This is a genomic window from Paenibacillus terricola (assembly GCF_014779765.1).
In the GTDB taxonomy this organism is placed as follows: domain Bacteria; phylum Bacillota; class Bacilli; order Paenibacillales; family Paenibacillaceae; genus Paenibacillus_T; species Paenibacillus_T terricola.
In genome coordinates this window covers 750,938-773,110 of record NZ_JACXZA010000002.1, presented here as the reverse complement: position 1 = coordinate 773,110, position 22,173 = coordinate 750,938, and the positions used below count along the sequence as shown (strand labels likewise).

The following is a 22,173-nucleotide window of genomic DNA, read 5'->3' as shown; positions in this document are numbered from 1 at the left end:
TGTCGTTTCAATATTTCTTGGGCGAGGTAAGAAAAGACAGGACGGCAATTGTAATTCGATTAAGAGATACAGATGTCCTCAGAATGGACTTAGATTATTAAGACCCAAGCGAGAATATAGCCACGGGGATTCATCGTCGTGTGGTCGTAAGATTGGCTTATATACGGTCATTCGACAGTTTTTTCTTTATAAAGAAGTTATGATGAGCAAGGTTAGACATCATCTGAAGATCTGCTGCATTCATTCGCGCCGCCATAATCGGTACATCAGGCGGCAAACTATTATGAGATTGAAAGGAAATGGGCGATGAAAAAGTTCTTCAGGTTATTCTTCGGATTCATTGGGGCTTGCACTGTACTGATGGTCCTTTTCCTGTTTGTAACCGATGCAGGACATCAATTGCGATTGACTGCTGCGGAGAGCATATTGTCTTCTCAGCATCGTCAATGGGCGAAGTACACGCTGTTGTCTCAAGATGAGCTGGATAAGATATTACAAGATATTCAAAATCCTGCATATATTAATAGCGTGATAAACGATGGTGAATCGGTAGGCGAATCGGATAATAGTAAGTTCACAATAAAAGAGAATGAGATCAACATTAAACTTGATACGGTTGAGAGAAATGTGGGAAAGACAAATCATTTCAAAGGCAAGGTAATGACCATATCAAATCCCAAAAGAGTAAAATTGGTTAGCTCGCAATTGAAGGACCATGGAGAACAAATATTTGTTATCGCCGAACGCGCTAAGGCTTTGGCTGCGATAAATGCAAGTGGGTTTGTTGACTTTGAGGGTCACGGCAATGGTGGTGCATCAACAGGAGTGGTTATTGAGAATGGTAAAATTAAAAATGAAAACCCTAACCAAAAAGATTATGTTGCTGGAATCACGTCAGAAGGAAGGCTGATAACCGGTAAATATAGCGCGAATGAAATGATAGCATTAGGGGTTGAACAAGCTGCAGGATTCAAGCCGCAACTCATCGTGAATGGTCAGAAAATGATTACGAAAGGCGATGGAGGGCTAGGAATCGGACCTCGTACAGCTATCGGACAAACAGCTGCAGGCGAAATCATTTTCGTTGTAATAGATGGAAGACAAATTCGTTCTTTAGGTGCGACATTAAAAGATGTGCAAGACTTGCTTTATGAAAGAGGGGCCGTTAATGCGATGTGCATGGATGGGGGTTCATCGTCCTCTATGTACTTTAATGGAGAAAATATAACAATACCTTCGTCGAAAAATAATATTCCACGTTATCTCCCAAATATTTGGGCTGTTATACCAGAGGCTGGGGATACGATAAATGTTGAATATGACGGCAAATCAATAACATCGCTTACCAATATCCCTAGCTAATATACAGACATCAGAAAAAATTTTGAAGATACTCCGGTTCCTGGTCAAACCGCAGTAAATGGCTTGTCTTCGAAGGGTGAAACGAATATAATTGAGGTAAATATTGGATGTGTGTAACTGGCGAGAACGTGGTGAACCACGAGGGAGCACGCATCGTAACGGCCGTTCGCCTGGGCAAAGTATTTGGATAACATTCCAAATGCTTTTTTTTGTTGTCTAATCCGATGAGAGGGGAAATGGAAATGGAAATGGCTCTGCGGTACGGCATGAACCCGCATCAATCGAAGGCTAAAATATTCACCTCAGGTGCACTGCCCGTTAAGGTTTTGAATGGAGAAGCAAGCTGGATTAACATCCTGGATGCATTAAATGCTTTCCAGCTTGTTAGGGAGCTCAGGCAATGCATTGGACAGCCGGCAGCAGCATCATTCAAGCATGTTAGCCCAGCCGGCGCTGCGGTTTATTCCCCGTTAAATCACTCACTTTCTCATTCCTACTTTGTAGATGGTCTCGAGCTGTCCCCATTGGCTGTTGCATACGCGAGAGCGCGGGGGACAGATCGGATGTCTTCATTCGGCGACTGTGCGGCTCTCAGCGATAAGGTCGATGTGACCACTGCTCAATTACTCAGCAAAGAGGTGTCCGACGTCATCGTTGCGCCAGCATATGACGAGGATGCATTGGCTATTCTGAAGAAGAAAAAGAACGGAAAATACCTTATACTCGAAGTTGATCCACATTACACACCTAGCCTAATCGAAACCAGAACAGTATTCGGTATGACATTGGAACAGGAACGAAACAACGTACAGATCTCCGCAGAGATGTTGAACAACATTGTAACCAACGAGCAACAAATACCTGATCACGCCAAACGAGATCTCTTAATCGCAATGATAACACTTAAATATACACAGTCGAATTCCGTTTGCTTTGCTTTGGACGGTCAGACGATTGGCATTGGCGCAGGTCAGCAGTCCCGCATTCATTGCACACGTCTAGCGGCGGGCAAAGCGGATAATTGGCGGCTGAGACAGCACCCGCTAGTTAGTCAAATGGACTTCCGCGCAGGGATCTCGCGGGCCGAGATCAATAATGCGATCGATGGCTGGATGAATGAAGACATCACAGCCGAAGAAGAAAGACGATGGAGATGTAACTTTAACGTCGTACCTCGTCGACTTGCGAAGAAAGAAAAGCAATCATGGCTGCAAGGTTTACGAGGCGTATCCTTCGCGTCAGATGCTTTCCTGCCTTTTCGCGATAATATCGATCGTGTCGCTCGAAGCGGCGTTCGATATTTGGTTCAAGCTGGAAGCTCGCTGAGGGATGATCAGGTGATAGAGGCGGCGAATGAATATGGGATGGTGATGGCTTATTCCGGTGTTCGATTATTTCACCACTGATGACAAACGAATGGATTGGTATATGCAGCCGGTTTGGAGGATTGCGCGATGAATAAAACGGACCGGATGCTGGCTATCGTTCTGGAGCTGCAGCGGCATGGGCTGAGGCGTGCAGAAGATTTGGCAGCGGTGTTCGAGACAAGCGTTCGAACGATTTACCGTGACGTACAAGCATTATGTGAGGCGGGCGTGCCCGTCATCGGGTCGCCAGGCCAAGGCTATTCGTTATCGGACACGTATTTTCTTCCACCGATATCTTTCACAGCAGAAGAGTCAGTTGCCCTGCTGCTTGGACTTGACTATATTGAGCAGCAATTCGATGCCGGTTACCATGTTCAGGCTGCTGATGCACGACGTAAGATTGAGGCAATCCTGCCTGGCGAGGTGCGTCGGGAGACGGCGCGGGTTCGCGCCGCCATGAAGCTGCTGGCCGTCGGAACGACCGGCAGCCAAGAGAAGGAAAGACTGTCCGTATTGCGCCAGGGGATTCTGGAGGAGAAGAAAATACGCTTCCACTACAGCAAGAAGATTCCGGAGTCGGATGGGAGCAGGCACAGTGTACGTGAAGTTGATCCATATGGTCTCGTACTGATCAAAGATGCATGGACTCTTGTAGCCTACGACGATATGCGGCAGGGATTGCGTCATTTTCGATTGAGCCGAATGAGTGATATTGAACTAACGAATGAACGGTTTCGACGCCCTGTAGACTTCGACCTGCATACCTATAGACCTCCCGATACCCGCGACGTAACGGTACGCCTTCATGTTGCTTCTACTATCATAGATCAAGTGTTAGAGAGTCCTTATTATTACATTGAGAGAGTCGAGGATACCGGGAACGGAGTATTGCTTACGCTGCGTATTAGGCATGAGTTGGAAGTGGTTGGGTGGATTATGAGCTGGGGACCAAGCGTTGTCGTGCTGGAACCGGATTCGCTTCGAGAACGTGTTCGTAACATTTTAATAGAATCGCTCAAAAGCTACTGACATAAGGCTGTCAGTAGCAGTGTTCTATGATAGCTCTATATTCGAAATTCGAAGGGAGCTTGATTCAACTATGAACACGAAACAATTATTGGAGCAATTCGAGAACACGGCCAACTACTACTTGAATGAAATTCCGAAATATACGCTGGAACAAATGAAGCGAACGCCGTCCGAGGACGAATGGTCGCTCGGCCAAATGTATATTCATCTCGTCGGTTCAGCGCTGTACATGCAGTTGCGCAATGTGGAGTTGTGTCGTGAGCAGGAGTCACCATCCGTCTCGCATGAAAGGTCTGAGGCGGTAAAGGCGATGTTCGCAGCCGGCAGTTTTCCTCCAGAACGAATCCGTGTTCCCGCTTCGCCGCAATACACGCCCAAACAACCTGAAAGTCTGGATGAAATGGCGCAAGGGCTTCGTGCGGTTATCGCCCGAATGAGGGAGCTTGAACCAGCCTTGGCAGCAATTCCTATAGATCGCGCGATTGCGCATCCGCGGTTGGGTTTAATGAACGCAGTTGAATGGTTCACCATTGTAGAGATGCATTACCGACACCATCTGCTGCAGAAAGAGCGTCTTGATTCTTTCCTTCGCAGCACGGCTTCCGCCTAGCCTCTGCAGAATGTAACTGTTCTGAGAATCGGATACAATAGATGCATTAGAACCGAGACTATCGTCCAGGATCTACTTGCTTAAATACATGAACATGGAGGAAGAGAACAAGTGGCAATCGTACAAGTCACTATCGTGCCGCTGGGCACTGGAACACCGAGTGTCGGCGCTTATGTAGCAGATGTCATTCGGGTACTCGAACAAGCTGAAGAGTCCATCAAATACCAACTTACACCGATGAGCACCATTATTGAGGGCGAATTGGACGATCTGCTTGCAGTCGTGCGCCGCCTGCATGAAGTACCGTTCGAGAACGGTGCGATGCGTGTATCAACATCCATTACGATTGACGACCGCCGCGACAAAAAGGGTACGATGGAACAAAAGCTGCAATCGGTAGAGGAGAAGCTTTTGTCTGAAATGGGATAAATGATACCCAATATTGACACGACACCAAAAAGTGTCCTATAATCAATATGACACTAAATAGTGTCCGATCGAAACATTAGCTATATCCTAGGAGAGGGTGTTGTGAGCGATAACAATCCGTTGAGGGATCCATTCGATGCTATTGCAGATCCAACACGACGTAAATTGATTCGCATACTGGCGGAACCTAGAGAAATTCCGCTGCATGAACTAACGTCACAATTCGATATGGGTCGCACTGCCGTATCGAAGCATTTGGCGATACTGAAAGAGGCGGGTTTGGTGCTTGACCGCAAGGTCGGCAGAGAAACCCGGTTCAGGCTGAACGCCGCTCCGCTCCGTGAAGTCCATGACTGGCTGTCGTTTTATCAGAAGTTTTGGACCATGAACATGATTACCTTAGGCCAATTATTAGAGGAGGAAGAGGAACAATGAGTTTAACACTTACTCTGGATTTTCAGTATAAGACAACGATCGAAAAACTGTGGTCCGCATTGACGGACTCCAGCAAGCTTGCCAAATGGGTTCTCGCCAATGATTTCATACCAGAGGTAGGTCACCAATTCCAGTTCCGAGCAGAACCGAATCAGTACTGGGATGGCATCATTAACTGCGAAGTACTCGTTGTAGACGAGGCGCAACGCGTATTATCTTATACATCGTCTGTTGGACCTGAGAAGCACACTGTAACGTGGTCGATTCAAGATCTTGGAGAGGGTCAAGTAAACCTTCATCTCGAACAATCGGGCATCTCCAACGAACAAGCACTCAATGGTGCCAAATGGGGCGTTACGCAATGGTGCGGCGAGCTTGCTAAACTGTTGGAGCAATAATCATTTCATGAACGATCTTAAACCGGCTGCAAGCCATTTGCAGTCGGTTTATTGCTCTTAGAGAAATTTCTGTTTTCGACAAACTAGCAGCTCGTTTAATGGTACAATTATGAATCTTTACTGCTTACTATTCTATTACGGAAGGATGTTCGTCTTTGAGCGCTAACCAGGAGTATATCGTTATATCGGGTGCGAGGGAAAACAATCTGAAGAACGTATCTTTAAGCATTCCAAAACGCAAGATCTCGATTTTCACTGGCGTATCCGGTTCCGGTAAGTCCTCGATCGTATTCGATACGATTGCCGCTGAATCTACAAGACTGCTGAATGAAAACTTCACGATGTTCGTGCGCACGTTCTTGCCCAAATATCCTCAGCCAGATACCGATGCGATTGAGAACCTGAGCATGGCGGTCATCGTGGACCAGAAGCGGCTGGGCGGAGGTTCGCATTCCACGATGGGTACAATTACGGACATTGCACCGATTGTTCGGCTGATATTCTCCCGAGTAGGCCATCCTTACGTAGGGCCTGCACATATATTCTCGTTCAATGACCCGCAAGGCATGTGTCCGGAATGCAACGGCATCGGCCGCAGGCTGGGCGTAGATATGAGCAAAGCTGTCGATATGACCAGATCGTTGAACGAAGGGGCACTTATGCTGCCTGATTATTCGATTGGCAGCTTCGAATGGAATATGCTCATGGAGGCGGGATCCTACGATCTTGACATGAAATTAAGCGACTATCCAACTGATCTGCTTGAGCAGCTGCTGTACGGCAAAGCAAGAAAGGTAGAAGTGCTGTTCGGCGGTAAAACGATGAACATAACGGTGGAAGGCGTTATTGAGAAATTCACTAACAAGTACATCAAACGTGATGTGAAAACAATGTCCGAACGTACGCAGAAGTCCGTAACACCTTACATAACGGAAGGTCCTTGCGCCAGCTGTCACGGTGCGAGACTTAGCCAGGCAGCCCTTAACTGCCGTATTAATGGATACAACATTGCGCAGCTGTCGGCAATGGAGGTTGGACAGCTTATCCGTGTCGTTCACGAGATTGACGATCCGATCGCAGCACCAATCGTTAAAGCGCTGACCGAGCGGCTGCAGCATCTGGTCGATATCGGCTTGGAGTATTTGACGCTCGACCGCGAGACGGATACGTTATCGGGCGGCGAGTCGCAGCGCGTTAAAATGGTGAAGCATCTAAGCGGCAGTCTGGTGGATGTCACTTATATTTTCGACGAACCAAGCGTTGGCCTGCATCCTCGGGATGTTCACCGCTTGAATGAACTGCTGCTGAAGTTGCGTGATAAGGGGAATACGGTCATTGTAGTTGAGCACGACCCGGACGTTATCAAGACGGCCGACCATATCGTCGATGTGGGTCCACACGCGGGAAGCCGAGGCGGGACGATCGTGTACGAAGGCAGCTACGAGGGCTTGCTCACGTCAGGCACTCTTACGGGCAACTTCATGAAGCGGCCGCTGCAGCTGAAGCAAGATTGCAGGCAGCCATCAGGCAAACTGTCCGTTCACAATGCATCACTGCATAACTTGCAGAACGTAAGCGTAGATATTCCAACCGGTGTTCTAACAATCGTTACAGGAGTCGCGGGCTCGGGGAAAAGTACGCTTATTAACGACATATTCCTCAACCAGCATACCGATGCAATCGTTATCGACCAGTCGGCGGTAGGGGTGTCCACACGTTCGAATCCTGCGACCTACACAGGCATCATGGATGATGTTCGTAAAGCGTTCGCCTCTACGAATAAAGTTAATCAAGGGTTGTTCAGCTTCAACTCCAAAGGAGCATGTGAGAACTGTCAGGGGCTTGGAGTTGTATATACCGATATTGCATTCCTCGATAGCGTGAAGCTGCCATGCGAAGTTTGCGGCGGCAAACGGTTTAAGGAAGAAGTGCTGGAATATAAGCTGAATGGCAAATCCATTGCTGATGTACTGGAGATGACGGTGGAACAGGCATTGTCGTTCTTCGAGCTGAAAGAGGTTGTGAAGAAGCTGCAGGCTATGAGCGATGTGGGGCTTAATTACATTACACTCGGACAACCGCTCAGCACGCTCTCAGGCGGCGAATGCCAGCGCATTAAGCTCGCAAGCGAACTGCACAAGAAGGGCAGCATCTACGTCATGGACGAGCCAACGACTGGTCTTCATATGTCCGACATCGGTCAATTGCTCGGGATCATGAACCGTCTGGTGGATGCGGGCAATACGGTTATCGTCATCGAGCACAATCTGGATGTGATCAGCCAAGCGGATTGGATAATCGACATGGGACCGGATGGAGGAAGCAAGGGCGGCCAAGTGGTGTTCGAAGGGACGCCAACGCAGATCGATCATGCGGAGCAATCGATTACGGGGAAGTACTTGAAGTAGATGTTCTACCTATAGCAAAACAAAGGGCAGCCCTAGGTCAATGAATCGACCTGAGGCTGCCCTTATGCGTTTTACTTCATGGAACCGAGCCATCCAGCAAGATTGGCGATGTCCGTATCGCTTAATGTTCCTTTGAACGCAGGCATGCCGCCGCCGCCTTCGTCAATACGTTTCGTGATATCTGCCACTGACAGCTTGCCGCCAACTTTCTGCAGGTTAGGTCCGATGCCGCCAGCAAGATCTACTGCGTGACAGCTAATGCAGTTGGCCTTATACACCGTTTCCGCAGCTGCCGCATCAACCGTGCCGCCGCTCGTATTACCTGTTGTTTCGTTGTTGCCAGTCGTTGTTCCGTTGTTCGTTTCTTCTTTCTTGTTTCCGCAAGCGCTTAGCGAAACGGCGAGCGTAAGCGCCATTAACCCCATGATCCATTTGGATTTCACCATCGCAGATAACACCTCATTCTTAGTATTATTGTCATACGTTTCCCATAGGCTTCGATTCATATTCGGATTCCTATTCGAAACGCATAACACGGTGTAAGCTGGACAATCTAAACATGGGTTTTGAAAATAATAACAAATGAAGCCGGAGAATCGAGGTGAACACGATTGGACATCAACGAGGATGTGGTGAGACACTTAACGGAGTTGAGGCGAAGGCTGTTAATCGTATTTAGCTGCTTCCTTGTGGCCATGTGTGGCGGACTTTACTTGTCGCCCCGCATTCTGCAGTATATCAAGAGTTCAGCGGCAGCTAACGTTCAGTGGAACGTATTCTCATTCACAGACGGACTGTTCATCTACCTGCGCTGTGCGTTTCTGCTGGCGATGCTGTTCACGCTGCCTGTGCTCCTGTATCAGGCATGGGCATTCGTTAGACCTGGTCTGACGTATAAAGAAGCGAAGGGTACGCTTGCCTATGTGCCCGTATCGTTCTTTCTGTTTCTTGGTGGTGTATCGTTCAGCTACTTTGTCGTATTCCCCATGATGCTGAAGTTCATGATTCAGATGAACCATACGATTGGAGCAACCGAAACATACGGCATAGACAAGTACTTTGTCTTCCTCTTTAGTGTCGTGTTCCCGCTGGGCGTTGCATTCGAGATGCCGCTTGTCATGTTGTTCTTGACTCGATTGGGGCTGCTTACGCCTGAGAGGCTGAATGTTTCACGTAAATATGCTTACGTGGGTCTAGCTGTCGTTGGCGCTTGCATATCTCCGCCGGACTTCGTCTCGCATCTGTCTGTAACCATTCCGCTCCTGCTGTTGTTTGAGATCAGTGCGCTTCTATCCAAACGGTATGCGCGCCGTCACGCATCTGCGTTCCCGTATCCAAATCCCGATCCCGCATAAAAACATTCGACGAAAAGAGGAGTATCTATGTTCAATAACATTGGCGTTTCAGGGTTGATTATCATTTTGCTCATCGCTTTGATCGTATTCGGACCGTCCAAGCTGCCGATGCTTGGCCGCGCATTTGGTGATACGCTTCGTGAATTCCGCAGTTCAACGAGGGGGATTGTAGAGGACGACACGCAACCTACTGCAGCGATTGAACAGGACAAAAAGGATTCACAGAACCTTCTGTAAGCGTAGGGGAGAATCGATCAGGAAAAGAACGGGGCCCAATAGTCGAAAGTGTGATTTTTCGAGCCCAATTAGTATCAAATATGTTCGTGAAAAAGGACCTCGACTTCCACCTTTCAGTGGGTTTCGAGGTCCTTTAGCTTGTTATTGGGAGGTTCTAATGACACATGACTGATTTGGAAACATCTCGATGGCGTGGTTTCTCAGACGAGAATGCCGCCTTTGTCACGATACTTCAGGATGCCTTCGGCCGTGCGGTAGGCTAGTGCACCAACCGTATCGGTCGGATTGTAGCCTGCATTTTGCGGGAAGGAGCTTGCCCCTACAACGAATACATTGTCCGCGTCCCACATCTGACTGTAATTGTTGATAGCTGAATCGCCTTTGTCCGCACCCATTATGACGCCGCCCGTGTTGTGAGTGGACTGATACGTCATAATCTCATAGGGGCCAAGATCCTTCAGGAAATCAACATGATCAGCGCCCATTTCCTTCATAATCTCTGAACATCTAAGTGCCAAGAACTTCGCTAACTCCTTGTCTTGATCTTCGAAGTCGAATGTAATTCGAATAAGCGGATCGCCGTACGCGTCTTTATAGGTTGGGTCAAGGTCCAAATAGTGATGTTTATACGACATCGATGATCCCTGAGCGCCAATGCTGAGCGTTCGATTCGCGTACTTGAGGGAGTTAGTCTTGAACTCCGAACCCCAAGTTGCCGTACCTGAAGGAACCGGGTTGTTCTGAATCGGCCGAGCGCCTGATTGGGTGAGTGTAATGACACCGCCGTGAATAAAGTTCAGGCTGCTGTGATCGAAATTGTCGCCATTGTAGTCATCAAGCGATACACCTAACGCACCTGCACCTGCATACGTATTGAACTCTTCCTTCTCGAAAAAGCCCGCCGCGCTCCCTTTGATCACCTGATAAGCATAGTTTTTGCCGATTGCGCCGTTGCCAGTAGCAGGATCATACGCTTTGCCGAGGCCAGATAGCAGCAGAAGGCGCGTATTGTTGAACACGTAGCTGGCCACGACGACAATATCGGCAGGCTGGATAATCTCTTCGCCTGTTGTAATGTCGATATACATAACGCCGGTTGCTTTGCCGCCTTTATGTATAATGCGTCTTACATCGGAGTGGCTCCGGATTTCGAATTTGCCCGTCTTGTTAGCGACAGGAATGACCGTTACGACAGGGTCGGCTTTGGCGCCATACTCGCAGCCGAAACGTTCGCAGTAACCGCAATATTGGCAGGCAGCGCGAGCAATCCCATCTGGATTCGTATAATTCTCCGACAAATTGGCGGAAGGCATCATATACGGATGGAGCTTCATGCGAGCTGCGGCATCTGCAAATTTCTGCAGAGACGGAGACTTCTTCATCGGCGGCGTCGGATAATCTGCGCTGCGCTTGCCGCCAAGCGGATTAGTCTCGCCAGAGATTCCGGCTGTTTTTTCGAATTTGTCATAATACGGTTCTAGCTGATCATAGGTGATGCCCCAATCTTGAATCGACATGCCCGCTGGCAGCTTATTTTTGCCATAACGCTCAATTGTTTTGCTGCGTATCTCGAAGTCGTAGGGGAGGAACCGATACGTATGGCCGTTCCAGTGCACGCCTGACCCGCCTAGACCGGTGCCGAGAAGGAAGGAGCCGTAAGAACGCATAGGAAGCGCTCGAACCTTCTCATTGCTGCGGAAGCTGATCGTCTCTTTGGACAAGTCTTGGAACAACTCATAGCGGAGTGCATAGCGCAATTCATCATGCACCATGAAATAATCTTCAGTTTTCCGCTCCTTGCCGCGCTCGAGACCGACAACATTTAGTCCTGCTTTCGTTAACTCAGCTGCAATAATACCGCCAGTCCAGCCAACGCCGGCGATGACAACATCGGTTTTGGGTAATGTTTTTGCCATAGCAGACTCCTTCTTGAGCTAATGCGCTGCCAGGTGATCTTGCAGGCTGCTCGGCTCTATTTTCGTAAATCCTTGGTCGATCGTCGCTGCATAACTCATCTGGTTGCCGGGATATCCGCGCATCCTCCAGCCATTCATATTTGCGTTCCCGCCATACAGCGGATCGCTGTATGCACCTTCGAGCGTGTTTGTCCGCAGCATTTTGAAGAACGCGCTTGCTGAGATCGATGTCAGCTTAGCCGTATCGGATTCGAAATCCTTCAGCACGGCATCCATCTCTTCAGGCGCGAGGGAGGTGAAGCCCTTCTGATACTTGGTATTGCTGTAGTTGTCCAATTCACGGATACCGATCTCATAAATTTCACGCCGCTTCAGACGTCCTTGATATCCTTGTTCTTTCTCGCCAGCATAGAACGGAGGGCTCATATAGTCGCGCCCATTGAAGCCGTAATCGCCAGCAAGCTGATGGTCGATGAAGAAAGCAACACCAAGCGTCTTCGCTCCTGGTCCGTTATCGTCCTCAGGAAAGATGCGCTCCGCTGCGCTTTCCACAATCTTGTACTGCTCCTGCGTGAAGAACATCAAAGCGCGGTTGTAGTTCCGTACTTCTTCTGTGCCAGCGCCGGTATCCGTCGCCGGTGGTTTCTCCGTCGTTTCATTGTTCGTTTCTTTCTTGCTGCAGCCAATGAGCGAGCTTAGAACACCACCAACGGCGAGACCGCCAAGCGCATATCCGGTCGTCTTCAGAAATTTACGACGGGAGCTGCTATGGATGTGGACGGCGTCACCTGACTCTGGTTCTTGAATAGCTGTTGAAGTCGTACTTTGTTTCTCTTCAGATACTTGATCTTCGGATTGTATCATCACATTCCCTCCTGAAATGTAATTCCTGGTCGCACGTTTATTGTTTTCCAAGCAAACATGAATATTCATTTCAGGAGCAAGGAGATGCTAACTTCAGCAACAGCCTCAAGCAGGGAGGATTGACGATGAGAATGAAATCAATGACAACCGTAGTATCTACACTAGGTGCTGTACTGCTTCTAAGCGGATGCGCGAGCACGGCTAACGAAGAGAACGTTGGAATCCACACAGCGCATTCGCCACATGCCGCTGCCGTAAGAGACCCTAATCTGATTCCTTCAGAGAATGGGATGAAGACCATGACAACGAACCGTCATGGCAGTACAACGAATGGAATGGGCACGACGGTGTACAGCATGATTGGCAGTTCAGGGCTGCATTCTACCGGTTTCTCCGCGCATCTGGAATCCAGACTCAGCGGTGCCGGAATCTCTGATGTGCGTGTATTTGTATTCGATGACACTGTTGTGCTAGCGACCGCTAAGATGGTGCCAAGCGCTTCCCAATATGACGATGTACAACGTAAGCTGCTTAGTCCGAATGAAGGATCGTCGGGCAAGGGCTCTACCCCAGGTGAAGGATTGGGAGGAATTAAGGCAACAGCTGCTTCCAGCCACGATAATCTGGCTCTAGCAGCCAAACAAATCGAGGGCTTCATGGGCGGCAAAGTTAAGGTGCTTACTGTCGAAAGCGCCCAAGCTGTCCAAATGATCGAGCAGATCCGGAAGGACGCTGCTGCGGACAAGCTGTCACCAGCCAAAATTGCAGGAGAGATTCAAACGCTGCTGCAGATCGTTGAAAGCAAAGGCATCAAGAAGTAAGAAGAAGAGCATCTGCCAAGGCCATAAGGCTGATCGGTGGATGCTCTTTCTTTGCACATAGCAGGAACCTTAACTAGCCAGCGAACGTAAAGCATGTTGAGATAGAGTAGAGGAGAGGAGAGGAGAAATTGCAAATTCATTTTATCATGGTCGATTGGAGGAAACCTTGTGGACGTTTTTGATGAATTTACATCACGCATTGAGAACCCGAGCAATCGGGAGAGGATGGAGGAGGTGCTTCGTTGGGTTGCTGTACAATTCCCGAATTTGGGCACTAAGATTGCATGGAATCAGCCAATGTTCACCGATCATGATACGTTCATCATCGGTTTCAGCGTCGCGAAGCAGCATATGTCAGTCGCGCCAGAACGGGCGGCTATTGCCCGTTTCTCGGACGAGATAGTCCGGGTTGGGTATGATCATACTGATCAGCTATTCCGGATGAAGTGGAATCTCCCCGTAGACTACGACTTGCTAGGAAGAATCATTGCGTTTAATATCGAGGACAAGGCAGACTGCACGACTTTCTGGCGCAAATAAGAAACACCGAAGGTCGCAATCAAGCAACCTTCGGTGTTTTGTTCATTAGAATAGATTCTTCGTAAAAACAACATCACAGGTTTGACACTTGTGTTATTCGTTCATTGTCGACTATGATGGTAGTAATGGATTTAGCCCCAATTACATACAATCGGGAACAGGTGTCTAATCGGCATGAAGGATGTCAATTAGACTTAATAGGGAAGTCCGGTGAAAAACCGACGCGGTCCCGCCACTGTAACGGAGGAGCAAGGCAGTAAGCGAGCGCCACTGATCGAATTCGATCGGGAAGGCCGCTGCCATGTGAAGATTCCGGAGCCAGGAGACCTGCCTGTTCTGACGACACTGCTGTACCTACGGGAGATAGGAAGGTGTTAGATGAACTCTCATAATTTACGATTATGAAGGCGTCTTTCCCTTTGCTTATTCAGGCCTTGGGAAGACGCCTTTTATTGTTGTTCACAGATACAGAAAGTAAAAGTTAATTAGGAATACGCAGCGGATATGGGGGAGGGACCATCGATGCGACATGAATTGATTCACATGTTATCCCATTTAGAGGATGAGCAGTTGATGGCTGCAGTTATTACGAACCTTAATGCAGAGGGTTACTCGAGCCTGCTGCATCATTTGGCATACACATCCCTAAGCACACAGGATCGATGGAGTGAAGTAATGAGCAGATTGCTTCGCTAAGCTATTGGTTGAGCACTTCAGCTTAGAAAATCGATGGTACGATGTATACTGATGCAATCGGCTGCATTTTATTGAAATAAGGGATAGCAATTCATCAGAAAATGTGCGAATATATATGGGGCTCGATGAATAAATATTCATGTTGGTGTTAACAATCGTCTGAGGATGGGATCATATGTTTAGAGAATCAATTCAGAATAAGAAAGCAGGGATCATTACATACGGGATGACTCCGCCCAAGCAGTCGAATACGACGGAGAAAATCACGGAGATCTCGCAAAAGCAGGTTGAACGACTGAAGAAGGTTGATATAGATGCATTGATTTTGTACGACGTACAGGAGGAGTCTGATCGCATTAACGAGGAGCGGCCGTTCCCTTATATGGCGATGCTCGACCCTGAAACCTATAGCGAACAATATCTACATGAGCTTGACGTGCCGAAGATTATTTACCGCTGTGTTGGCAAATATTCCGAAACAGAGCTGACAAATTGGTTAAAGAAGGGTACAGACTGTGACCGCTTCAGTGTATACGTCGGCTCCTCCTCGAGCCAGCAGCAGGTAACGCTTGAGCTGACAGACGCTTATAGACTGAGCAACCTGCACAATGAAGAGCTTACTTTCGGAGGCGTTATTATTCCTGAGCGCCACACGAAGAAGCATGATGAACATATACGCGTCGTGAACAAAATGAAACAGGGATGCAGCTTCTTCGTCTCACAAGCTACTTATAACGTCGAGGCATCGAAGAGCTTCTTGTCCGATTACTATCATTACTGTAATGAGCTTGAGATTGAGATGGTTCCCGTCTTATTCAACCTCGCGCCATGCGGCTCGACGAAGACGCTCGAATTCATGAAGTGGCTGGGCATCAGCATCCCGCGGTGGCTGGAGAATGAATTGAAATATTCAACGGACGTACTTGATAAATCGATCCAGCTTACGAACAAAATTTTCGAAGAACTGCTGGAATTCGGTCTAGAGAAAGGCATTCCTGTAGGCTGCAGCATAGAGAGCGTGTCTACCCGCAAGGTTGAGATCGAAGCCTCGATTCAGATGGTTAAAGACATTAAATCGCTGATCGATAAGAAGCATCTTGTCCATATTATCAGTAGCTAATAAGTAAGCAGTCGATCTGAGGATCGGCTGTTTTTTCTTTTGCCGAAGAGGATTGAACTTGTTGCAGTGGGTGTAAATGGTAATATATATGGGTAGACTTGTTTATCTCAAAGGAAGTGATGTTGATGAATAGCAGCTTCACGATTGAATTAAGGGCCTCCTACGCATTGAACTACTTGATCTATGTGCAAAACGCGGTTTTGAACAAAAGGGAGACAGGCAGCGAACGAAACAGCAAGTTTCCTTATCTCAACTGTGATGATTGGCATCTTACGGATGACAATTTCGAGCACGTCTTTACTGAAGTGTGGGAAGACATGTTGGGTAAGATCGCATTGAATCCTCAAAGCGACCATAACGGTGTCGGAGAAACGGAGAGGAAGGTATACTTAAGACTCTTCAAGCCAGATCGAGAAGGGGAGCTTGGTTTTGTTGAGAGCTGGCAATCATTCAATGCCTGGTTCGGCGGGTATTGGGGACATTACGCGATTGAATCGTTGATCGATAACACACTGATCAACGAAATGTACACGAAGCTCAGACCGCACTTCCAGTCCAATAAGCTTTCGATCCTTGTGCTATATGACGAGCCGACCTTCATACATAAGGAGCTGAAAGCTCTGCAACATGTAAACGTCGTATCGTTCCATCAGTTGAGGCACGCATTCGATCAAACCATTGAACGAATCATTAGAGGTTAGCAGTCGAGTTCTATGGTCGGCTGCTTTTCTATTGTCGTAATCACTAACTAGACAACAGATGTCTGACGTCTAATGGTGGATACATAAGGAGTGATGCGTATATATGACCAAGAAGATTAGAAGACCGTAACGACTAGCTGACCTCGTAATGCTTGCGTTGCAGCTAATATTGCAGCGAATGAGCATCCATCAGTATCCGAACTGATGAAGAAGCGTAAACAAGCGTTTCTAATAACAGTTGCGGGGTTAGGTCCAGCATTGACGGGTTGGATCGTTGATGTGACGGACAGCTATTCCAATGCATTCATTGCAATGTTTGTTCTTTGTTTGGCCAAGATGCTTATTTGTCTCGCATTATATGGGATACAAATAAGAAGAAATCCGAATAAATAAACAATAAACGCGAGTCAATTGATGACTACGCGTTTATTGTTTATTATAAACATTGGTTCCATATAGAGGTAGAAGAGGTGATAACCATTCGTCGGAAATGGTGGATAATTCTAATTTCATTAGCTGTCCTGTGTGGTGGCATTGGAATTGGATACAATCAATATCATAAGATGGTGGCATCCAGCCAAGCTCTATCTTGGAGATTGAATTGGGGATTCGATACGCCTCCAGCCGAGAAGGTGAAGAGCGTCTTTTATAACGGTGGGCGGGATCCGGATTATTACTACATAAGCGATTATGATGAAGAAGCTGTTCAACAGCTTGAGCAGCTGCACATTTGGAACAAGGTAGGGGACAATAGCGATGGGATACATGCACTCATCAATGGGTACAAGGAACAGATTCAACAGCTATATCAAGGTCATGTACGATATGGGAAGCTGTTCAACAAGTATCCGGTGGAATTCAATCAAGACTCCTTATACTTCACGCGTAAACAGGAGGATGGAAGCTACATTGTCGCTGTTCTTAACGTAGATCAACGACGACTCTACACGTTGGAAATATTCTTCTAATAGAAAGAGGTTGTGTATGAATCGAATTGTATGCTCAGCCATCCTCATCTTAAGTTTACTAAGTATGACGGCTTGTACGACACCTGTGCAACCTGTTGTTGTAGAAGAATCGCAGACAGCTGACAGTCCTCATTCCAATGAAACCACCGTTTACACCGGCTATGTGACCAAAATGACGACGGATCGCATTCTTGTTGCATCGGAAACCAATATTTCTGTTAACGGAAATAAGGATGCGTTATGGATCGGATCACTCGGTAAGTCTTTCTCGGTCGGACAGCGAGTAAGAGCGATTCTATTCGGGGATATAGATGCTTCCTATCCAGGTATAGGAGGAGCCAATCGTATTGACACCATCTCTATACCAGTCTCCAATGAAACAAAGCTAATGGCAGAGCAAGCACTTGCAATTGCGATTGGCAGTAAATCAGAGATGGAAGTGCCGATCGTCATGAACATCTCCTACGAGATGAACACCCATCAATGGTCGATCAGTCTGTTGGACGGTCTGGCTGACTCCGAACCCCGTAATGTCGAGAACATCTATATTAACGATGGAGACGGCTCTGTCGGCACACAGATTCCTTCTACTCCGATATACAATGCTTCCAACTTGGAGTTAACCGCACCGCAAGGATGGTCGCTCCGTGCAAGCGACCGGGGAGACGTGTCAATCCATGATCAAAGCAGCGCCACTGTAGGAGAGGTTACTACATACGTGTACGCAGTCGACTTTGACTTCAAGTTCTATAAACCAAACCACAGCGAAGTTACGAATGTGGAGGATATCGACATTCCGCTCGGGAGCGCTAAACTATACACGCTGGATGCAGATAACGGCACTGCCGCTTCTGGCATTGAAGGCACTCATGATGTTTATTACGCCGTTATCCCGATTCAAGACAAAGCCATCTTCGTACTGGAATTCTCGAGAGATGACAAAGAAGCTTCAACCAAAGAGCAATTCCTGGCGTTGCTTAACGGATTGCGATTGAATCCAAACTAGAACAAAAAGCCGCGCAGCTGCGGCTTTTTGTCGCTTAGTAGACGGCGCCATATTTCTTCCGATAGTCCGAAGGGGACAGGCCGGTTGTCGAGCGGAATGCCTTCGAGAAATAATGAATGGACGAAAAACCGTACTTAGACGCAATGTCGGTTATGGAAAGAGCGTTGCACACCAAATCCTCTGCGATTCGATGGAATTGAAGCTGTTTCACATAATCGTTTGGCGAATAGCCGGTGTCCGTCTTGAATAAAGCGTGAAAGCGGCTTTTCTTCAGCCCCAATTCTTCCGCCCATTGATACAAATACCGTTCGCAGGCCTCAAGTGTTTCTTGTTCTATCCGTTCAAGTATACGAGTAATTCGCGGATCACGCGTTCCATTCTTCATCGCTGCCGATACGTATTGATGGAGAAACGTCTGAAATGCCCCGTTGTACTGCAGTCGATCCCATGGACTGCGAGTGCTCAGCATTTCGGGCGGCGGTGTCAATGCATTGTAATAGGAGACCCATAGTTGAATGTTCGAGCTATGAATCATTTCGTGCAGCTCAATCGTCGGATGAACGCAGGAAAGCTCTTCACGATAATCTTCAACAGCACAGAAATAATCACGCTGATATTGAAAGTCTGGCCGATCCACGTGCTGCCAATCGAAATAAGCGCATCGGTGAACCATCGGATCATCGGAATCCGCCACCCAGCGATGTACAGAGCCAGCAGGTATATACACAAGAGAACCCGGCTGCACTTCACAGCATGTCCCATCTAGATCCAGATCACCTTTGCCTGATTCGATCAGGACAATGGCACTGGCGTAACATTTGCGAAGGGAGCACTGCTCGTCCGGGGCGAACACATATTTCTGTGCAAAAAGTAGCAAAGGGTTATAGGCCGAATAACGCGTAACATAATCCACTCGAAAGCTGTAAACCGGGATTTTCATTAGATTCACACCCCCGTATCGCAGAACTAAGCATCATGCTTGTCCCTTTATTATATTGGAATAAAGGACAAATACGAATCATTTTATCCAAAGACATGATTAGCCGCCGAACCTATACTGATCTTATTAGATCAACAGCCTATAACGATCGGAGCTGATCATGAATGGACAATTCGACAACTAGCCGCAACAAGTTAATTCTCAAATATCCGACTACGTGGTGGAATAACAAGTGGAGAGAAGGATTGCCTTCCGGCAACGGTAGGATCGGCGCATTGGTGTACGGCGCTGTGAAGGACGAGACCGTTATGCTTACGCATGAGGATCTGTGGCACTGGGGCCGCAAGGATGAACTCCCCGACGTCAGCTATACGCTTCCGGAAACACGCAGGCTGATGGACGATGAGAAATATCTAGAAGCAAGCTGGCATCTCACGAACGCTCTGGTAGACAGAGGCTACAAGACAGAGTTGGCGTCTCGGTTCCCCGTTGCAGATCTGAGACTAACGATGGAATGCGAGCATGCGTTCAAGCAGTACAGAAGAAGTCTCGACATGGAGACGGGCGAGATCACGGTTACATGGCAGGATGGTGAGAAGCGATATGAGCGGAAGTTATTCGTCTCACGAGCACACGATGCCATCATCTACGAAATCAGCGCGGAAGGACAGGCCTTCAATGGAGCGATACGCCTTGCCTTTCATCCTACTGACGAACCTAATCTAGTTGAAGCCTGCAAGGAGATCGAAGCAAGCGTTCAGACGAAAGGGAAGGGAGACTATTCCTATTACGCTGCCCGCAATGACGATGGAACGGACTTCGGCGCAGTCATGCGAGTTGTCACGAGCGCAGAAGATTCAGCAGCGAAGGCGCAAGATGGGATTGGCTTCCAAGGTGCAACGCGCGTGTTTGCTATCGTTAAACTGTTCGTGAAAGGCGATCGCGAGAGCGAGTGGAATAGACTGGAGGCCGAAGTGTCCGCCATTCCGACAGAATACAGTCAGCTCTTAACTTCTCATGAAGCTCTTCACGGCCCATTGTTCCACAGTGCAAATATAGAGCTTGGAGGACACCGGGAAGGAGAACGGACGAACGAGGAACTGCTGCTGGATGCTTATGATGGCGAGGCTTCTACCCAATTGGTGCAACTGATGTGGGCGTATGGTCGTTATTTGTTCATCTCCGGTACCCATGAGGAAGGTTATCCGTTCGGACTATATGGCTTATGGGGTGGAGATTATCAGCTTACCTGGTGCCATAACATGGCCAACGAGAATGTTCAGATGATGTATTGGCATGTACCTGCTGGCGGTCTGATGGATCTGATGCCCGCGCTCATACGTTATTACGAGAGTATGATGGATGATTTTCGTGAAAATGCACGCAAGCTGTACGGTTGCCGAGGGATCTATATCCCTGCCGGATCAACCCCAGGCATTGGAGTGCCGAATCAGATCGTGCCGGTCATTATGAACTGGACAGGTGCTGCAGCCTGGTTAGCGAGGCACTATTATGAATCTTATCTATATACGGGCGATCGCGCTCTTCTCGTGGACAAGGTGCTGCCGTTCATGCGGGAAGCAGTGCTCTTCTACGAAGATTTCATCGTGTTGGAGCAGGATGGTCAGATCAAATTCTATCCGTCCATATCGCCGGAGAACACGCCTGAGAACTTCATGCCAACCGATGGCCGGCCGCTTGCGCACCCTATGCCAACGACGGTTAACGCAACGATGGACTGTGCGCTTCTGAAGGAGCTGCTTACGCATTTGATCGCGGGCAGTCGAGAAGCTGATGTGTATAGCGATGATATCGCAAGATGGGAAGACATGCTGATGCGGATTCCGGACTATCAAGTCAATTCGGATGGCGCTATTCGCGAGTGGATGGATGAGCGATTCGACGATCGGTATAATCACCGTCATTTGTCTCATATTTATCCGATCTTTCCGGGGCAGGAATTCACGAGAGAAGAGCATCCTGAACGGTTCGAAGCGTTCGAAACTGCGGTTAGCAAGCGTCTTATCGGTGCGCAGACCGGTTGGTCGCTCGGACATATGTCAGCCATTTATGCACGATTAGGCGACGGCAATAAGGCATTAGCACAGCTGGATATTTTGTCCCGCTCCTGCTTGCTGAACAACTTCCTGACGCTGCACAACGATTGGCGGGATATGGGCGTCTGCCTCAATATGGAGGAAGCGCCGATTCAGCTGGATGCGAATATGGGATGGGTGAATGCGGTTCAGGAGATGCTGCTCTATGTCTCGCCAACGATGGTTAAGCTGCTGCCAGCGCTGCCGGACAGATGGCCGAGCGGTAAAGTAACCGATCTACGTTTCTGCACAGGCAAGGTGTCATTCGAATGGAATCGAGAAGAAGGTACGTTCCGAGCAGAGCTTACAGCGGAGAGAAACACGAAGATTACGTTGAAGCTGCCGACTGCATTTGATCACTATTCAATATCGGGGTACAATGTCACCTTCACGTCATCAACGCTGGGTGAAGGTTTCTACGATGTTATGATGGTGAAAGATGGCAGATTGGTTATAACGGTATAAAATAGTGGAAGCCGATTCACAGGAATCGGCTTCTTATTGTTGTATACTGATTATCCTCTAGGCGCCCACAGAATGATCGACACCCCGACCATACAGACAGCAGCGCCGACCCAATCGTACATGTCTGGTGTTTTCTTATCGACGAGCCATCCCCAAATGATTGCCAATACTATAAAAACGCCGCCATAAGCCGCATAGACTCGTCCGAACGAAGGGAAGTTCTGCAGCGTTGGGATGACGCCATACAAGATCAAGATGAGACCGCCAACAGCTCCATACCAGAGCGGCTTCGATTCCCGCAGCCATAACCAAACTAGATAGCCGCCACCGATCTCGGCAAATCCGGCTAGAATGAATATTACGATAGACTTCAGCAAAATGAATCCTCCTAGACACTTTTCCTCCTCCTA

At 48.1% G+C, this 22,173-nt stretch carries 23 protein-coding genes and 2 riboswitches; of the genes, 18 read left to right on the top strand and 5 right to left on the bottom strand.

Annotated features, from left to right (window positions below):
• Positions 1-306 precede the first annotated feature (306 nt).
• The 8 genes from H8B09_RS10825 (at position 307) to H8B09_RS10790 (ending at position 8,038) form a co-directional block, all read left to right on the top strand.
• Entirely contained in the window at positions 307-1,362 is a 1,056-nt protein-coding gene (locus H8B09_RS10825; RefSeq protein ID WP_191203498.1) for a phosphodiester glycosidase family protein, read from the top strand.
• 103 nt (positions 1,363-1,465) lie between these two features.
• Positions 1,466-1,545, top strand: a riboswitch (ZMP/ZTP riboswitch).
• Positions 1,546-1,586: 41 nt separating this feature from the next.
• Positions 1,587-2,768, top strand: a complete 1,182-nt coding sequence (locus H8B09_RS10820; protein ID WP_224753460.1) for a phosphoribosylaminoimidazolecarboxamide formyltransferase — start codon at positions 1,587-1,589, stop codon at positions 2,766-2,768.
• Between the two features lie 48 nt (positions 2,769-2,816).
• Positions 2,817-3,758 (top strand): helix-turn-helix transcriptional regulator, encoded by a 942-nt coding sequence (locus H8B09_RS10815; RefSeq protein WP_191203496.1) that lies wholly within the window; start codon positions 2,817-2,819, stop codon positions 3,756-3,758.
• 70 nt (positions 3,759-3,828) lie between these two features.
• Positions 3,829-4,368, top strand: coding sequence for a DinB family protein (locus H8B09_RS10810; protein ID WP_191203495.1), 540 nt, complete (start codon positions 3,829-3,831; stop codon positions 4,366-4,368).
• A 111-nt stretch (positions 4,369-4,479) separates the two neighbouring features.
• Positions 4,480-4,797: an MTH1187 family thiamine-binding protein gene (locus H8B09_RS10805; RefSeq protein WP_191203494.1), complete on the top strand. Its 318-nt coding sequence runs from the start codon at positions 4,480-4,482 to the stop codon at positions 4,795-4,797.
• A gap of 102 nt (positions 4,798-4,899) precedes the next feature.
• Positions 4,900-5,232 carry an ArsR/SmtB family transcription factor gene (locus H8B09_RS10800; RefSeq protein ID WP_191203493.1) on the top strand — a complete coding sequence of 111 codons (333 nt, stop codon included), beginning with the start codon at positions 4,900-4,902 and terminating at the stop codon, positions 5,230-5,232.
• On the top strand, positions 5,229-5,630 hold the full coding sequence (locus tag H8B09_RS10795) for an SRPBCC family protein (protein WP_191203492.1): 402 nt from the start codon (positions 5,229-5,231) through the stop codon (positions 5,628-5,630). Before H8B09_RS10800 ends, H8B09_RS10795 begins: the two co-directional genes overlap by 4 nt.
• 155 nt (positions 5,631-5,785) lie before the next feature.
• On the top strand, positions 5,786-8,038 hold the full coding sequence (locus H8B09_RS10790; protein WP_191203491.1) for an ATP-binding cassette domain-containing protein: 2,253 nt from the start codon (positions 5,786-5,788) through the stop codon (positions 8,036-8,038).
• Between the two features lie 71 nt (positions 8,039-8,109).
• Here the strand turns inward: H8B09_RS10790 and H8B09_RS10785 are convergent, their stop codons facing one another.
• The gene (locus H8B09_RS10785; protein WP_191203490.1) at positions 8,110-8,484 is read right to left on the bottom strand and encodes a c-type cytochrome; all 375 of its coding nucleotides are present in this window, start codon (positions 8,482-8,484) and stop codon (positions 8,110-8,112) included.
• A gap of 165 nt (positions 8,485-8,649) precedes the next feature.
• Here H8B09_RS10785 and tatC point away from each other — a divergent pair, with 165 nt between their 5' ends.
• Positions 8,650-9,393: a twin-arginine translocase subunit TatC gene (gene tatC / locus H8B09_RS10780; protein ID WP_191203489.1), complete on the top strand. Its 744-nt coding sequence runs from the start codon at positions 8,650-8,652 to the stop codon at positions 9,391-9,393.
• A gap of 27 nt (positions 9,394-9,420) precedes the next feature.
• Positions 9,421-9,630, top strand: coding sequence for a twin-arginine translocase TatA/TatE family subunit (tatA, locus tag H8B09_RS10775; RefSeq protein ID WP_191203488.1), 210 nt, complete (start codon positions 9,421-9,423; stop codon positions 9,628-9,630).
• Between the two features lie 200 nt (positions 9,631-9,830).
• Here the strand turns inward: tatA and H8B09_RS10770 are convergent, their stop codons facing one another.
• Both H8B09_RS10770 and H8B09_RS10765 read right to left on the bottom strand, forming a co-directional pair.
• Positions 9,831-11,546: a GMC family oxidoreductase gene (locus H8B09_RS10770; protein WP_191203487.1), complete on the bottom strand. Its 1,716-nt coding sequence runs from the start codon at positions 11,544-11,546 to the stop codon at positions 9,831-9,833.
• Positions 11,547-11,564: 18 nt separating this feature from the next.
• The gene (locus H8B09_RS10765; RefSeq protein WP_191203486.1) at positions 11,565-12,410 is read right to left on the bottom strand and encodes a gluconate 2-dehydrogenase subunit 3 family protein; all 846 of its coding nucleotides are present in this window, start codon (positions 12,408-12,410) and stop codon (positions 11,565-11,567) included.
• Between the two features lie 125 nt (positions 12,411-12,535).
• Between H8B09_RS10765 and H8B09_RS10760 the strand changes: the two genes are divergently transcribed.
• From H8B09_RS10760 to H8B09_RS10725, 7 genes are all read left to right on the top strand, one after another.
• Entirely contained in the window at positions 12,536-13,231 is a 696-nt protein-coding gene (locus H8B09_RS10760; protein ID WP_191203485.1) for a hypothetical protein, read from the top strand.
• A gap of 168 nt (positions 13,232-13,399) precedes the next feature.
• Complete coding sequence (locus H8B09_RS10755; RefSeq protein ID WP_191203484.1) at positions 13,400-13,771, top strand: iron chaperone; 372 nt, start codon at positions 13,400-13,402, stop codon at positions 13,769-13,771.
• Between the two features lie 142 nt (positions 13,772-13,913).
• A riboswitch (cobalamin riboswitch) is annotated at positions 13,914-14,120 on the top strand.
• A gap of 173 nt (positions 14,121-14,293) precedes the next feature.
• Positions 14,294-14,467, top strand: a complete 174-nt coding sequence (locus H8B09_RS10750; RefSeq protein WP_191203483.1) for a hypothetical protein — start codon at positions 14,294-14,296, stop codon at positions 14,465-14,467.
• A gap of 175 nt (positions 14,468-14,642) precedes the next feature.
• Positions 14,643-15,587, top strand: coding sequence for a methylenetetrahydrofolate reductase (locus H8B09_RS10745; RefSeq protein WP_191203482.1), 945 nt, complete (start codon positions 14,643-14,645; stop codon positions 15,585-15,587).
• Between the two features lie 125 nt (positions 15,588-15,712).
• Positions 15,713-16,288, top strand: coding sequence for a hypothetical protein (locus H8B09_RS10740; protein WP_191203481.1), 576 nt, complete (start codon positions 15,713-15,715; stop codon positions 16,286-16,288).
• Between the two features lie 470 nt (positions 16,289-16,758).
• A complete protein-coding gene (locus H8B09_RS10730) occupies positions 16,759-17,256 on the top strand; it encodes a DUF4307 domain-containing protein (RefSeq protein WP_224753459.1) in 498 nt (165 codons plus the stop codon).
• Positions 17,257-17,272: 16 nt separating this feature from the next.
• Entirely contained in the window at positions 17,273-18,262 is a 990-nt protein-coding gene (locus H8B09_RS10725) for a DUF3221 domain-containing protein (protein WP_191203478.1), read from the top strand.
• A gap of 34 nt (positions 18,263-18,296) precedes the next feature.
• Here H8B09_RS10725 and H8B09_RS10720 read toward each other — a convergent pair whose 3' ends face one another.
• Positions 18,297-19,202: a helix-turn-helix domain-containing protein gene (locus H8B09_RS10720; protein ID WP_191203477.1), complete on the bottom strand. Its 906-nt coding sequence runs from the start codon at positions 19,200-19,202 to the stop codon at positions 18,297-18,299.
• Positions 19,203-19,366: 164 nt separating this feature from the next.
• Between H8B09_RS10720 and H8B09_RS10715 the strand changes: the two genes are divergently transcribed.
• The gene (locus H8B09_RS10715) at positions 19,367-21,763 is read left to right on the top strand and encodes a glycosyl hydrolase family 95 catalytic domain-containing protein (RefSeq protein WP_191203476.1); all 2,397 of its coding nucleotides are present in this window, start codon (positions 19,367-19,369) and stop codon (positions 21,761-21,763) included.
• A 50-nt stretch (positions 21,764-21,813) separates the two neighbouring features.
• Here H8B09_RS10715 and H8B09_RS10710 read toward each other — a convergent pair whose 3' ends face one another.
• Positions 21,814-22,140 (bottom strand): YnfA family protein, encoded by a 327-nt coding sequence (locus tag H8B09_RS10710; protein WP_191203475.1) that lies wholly within the window; start codon positions 22,138-22,140, stop codon positions 21,814-21,816.
• Between the last annotated feature and the right edge of the window lie 33 nt (positions 22,141-22,173).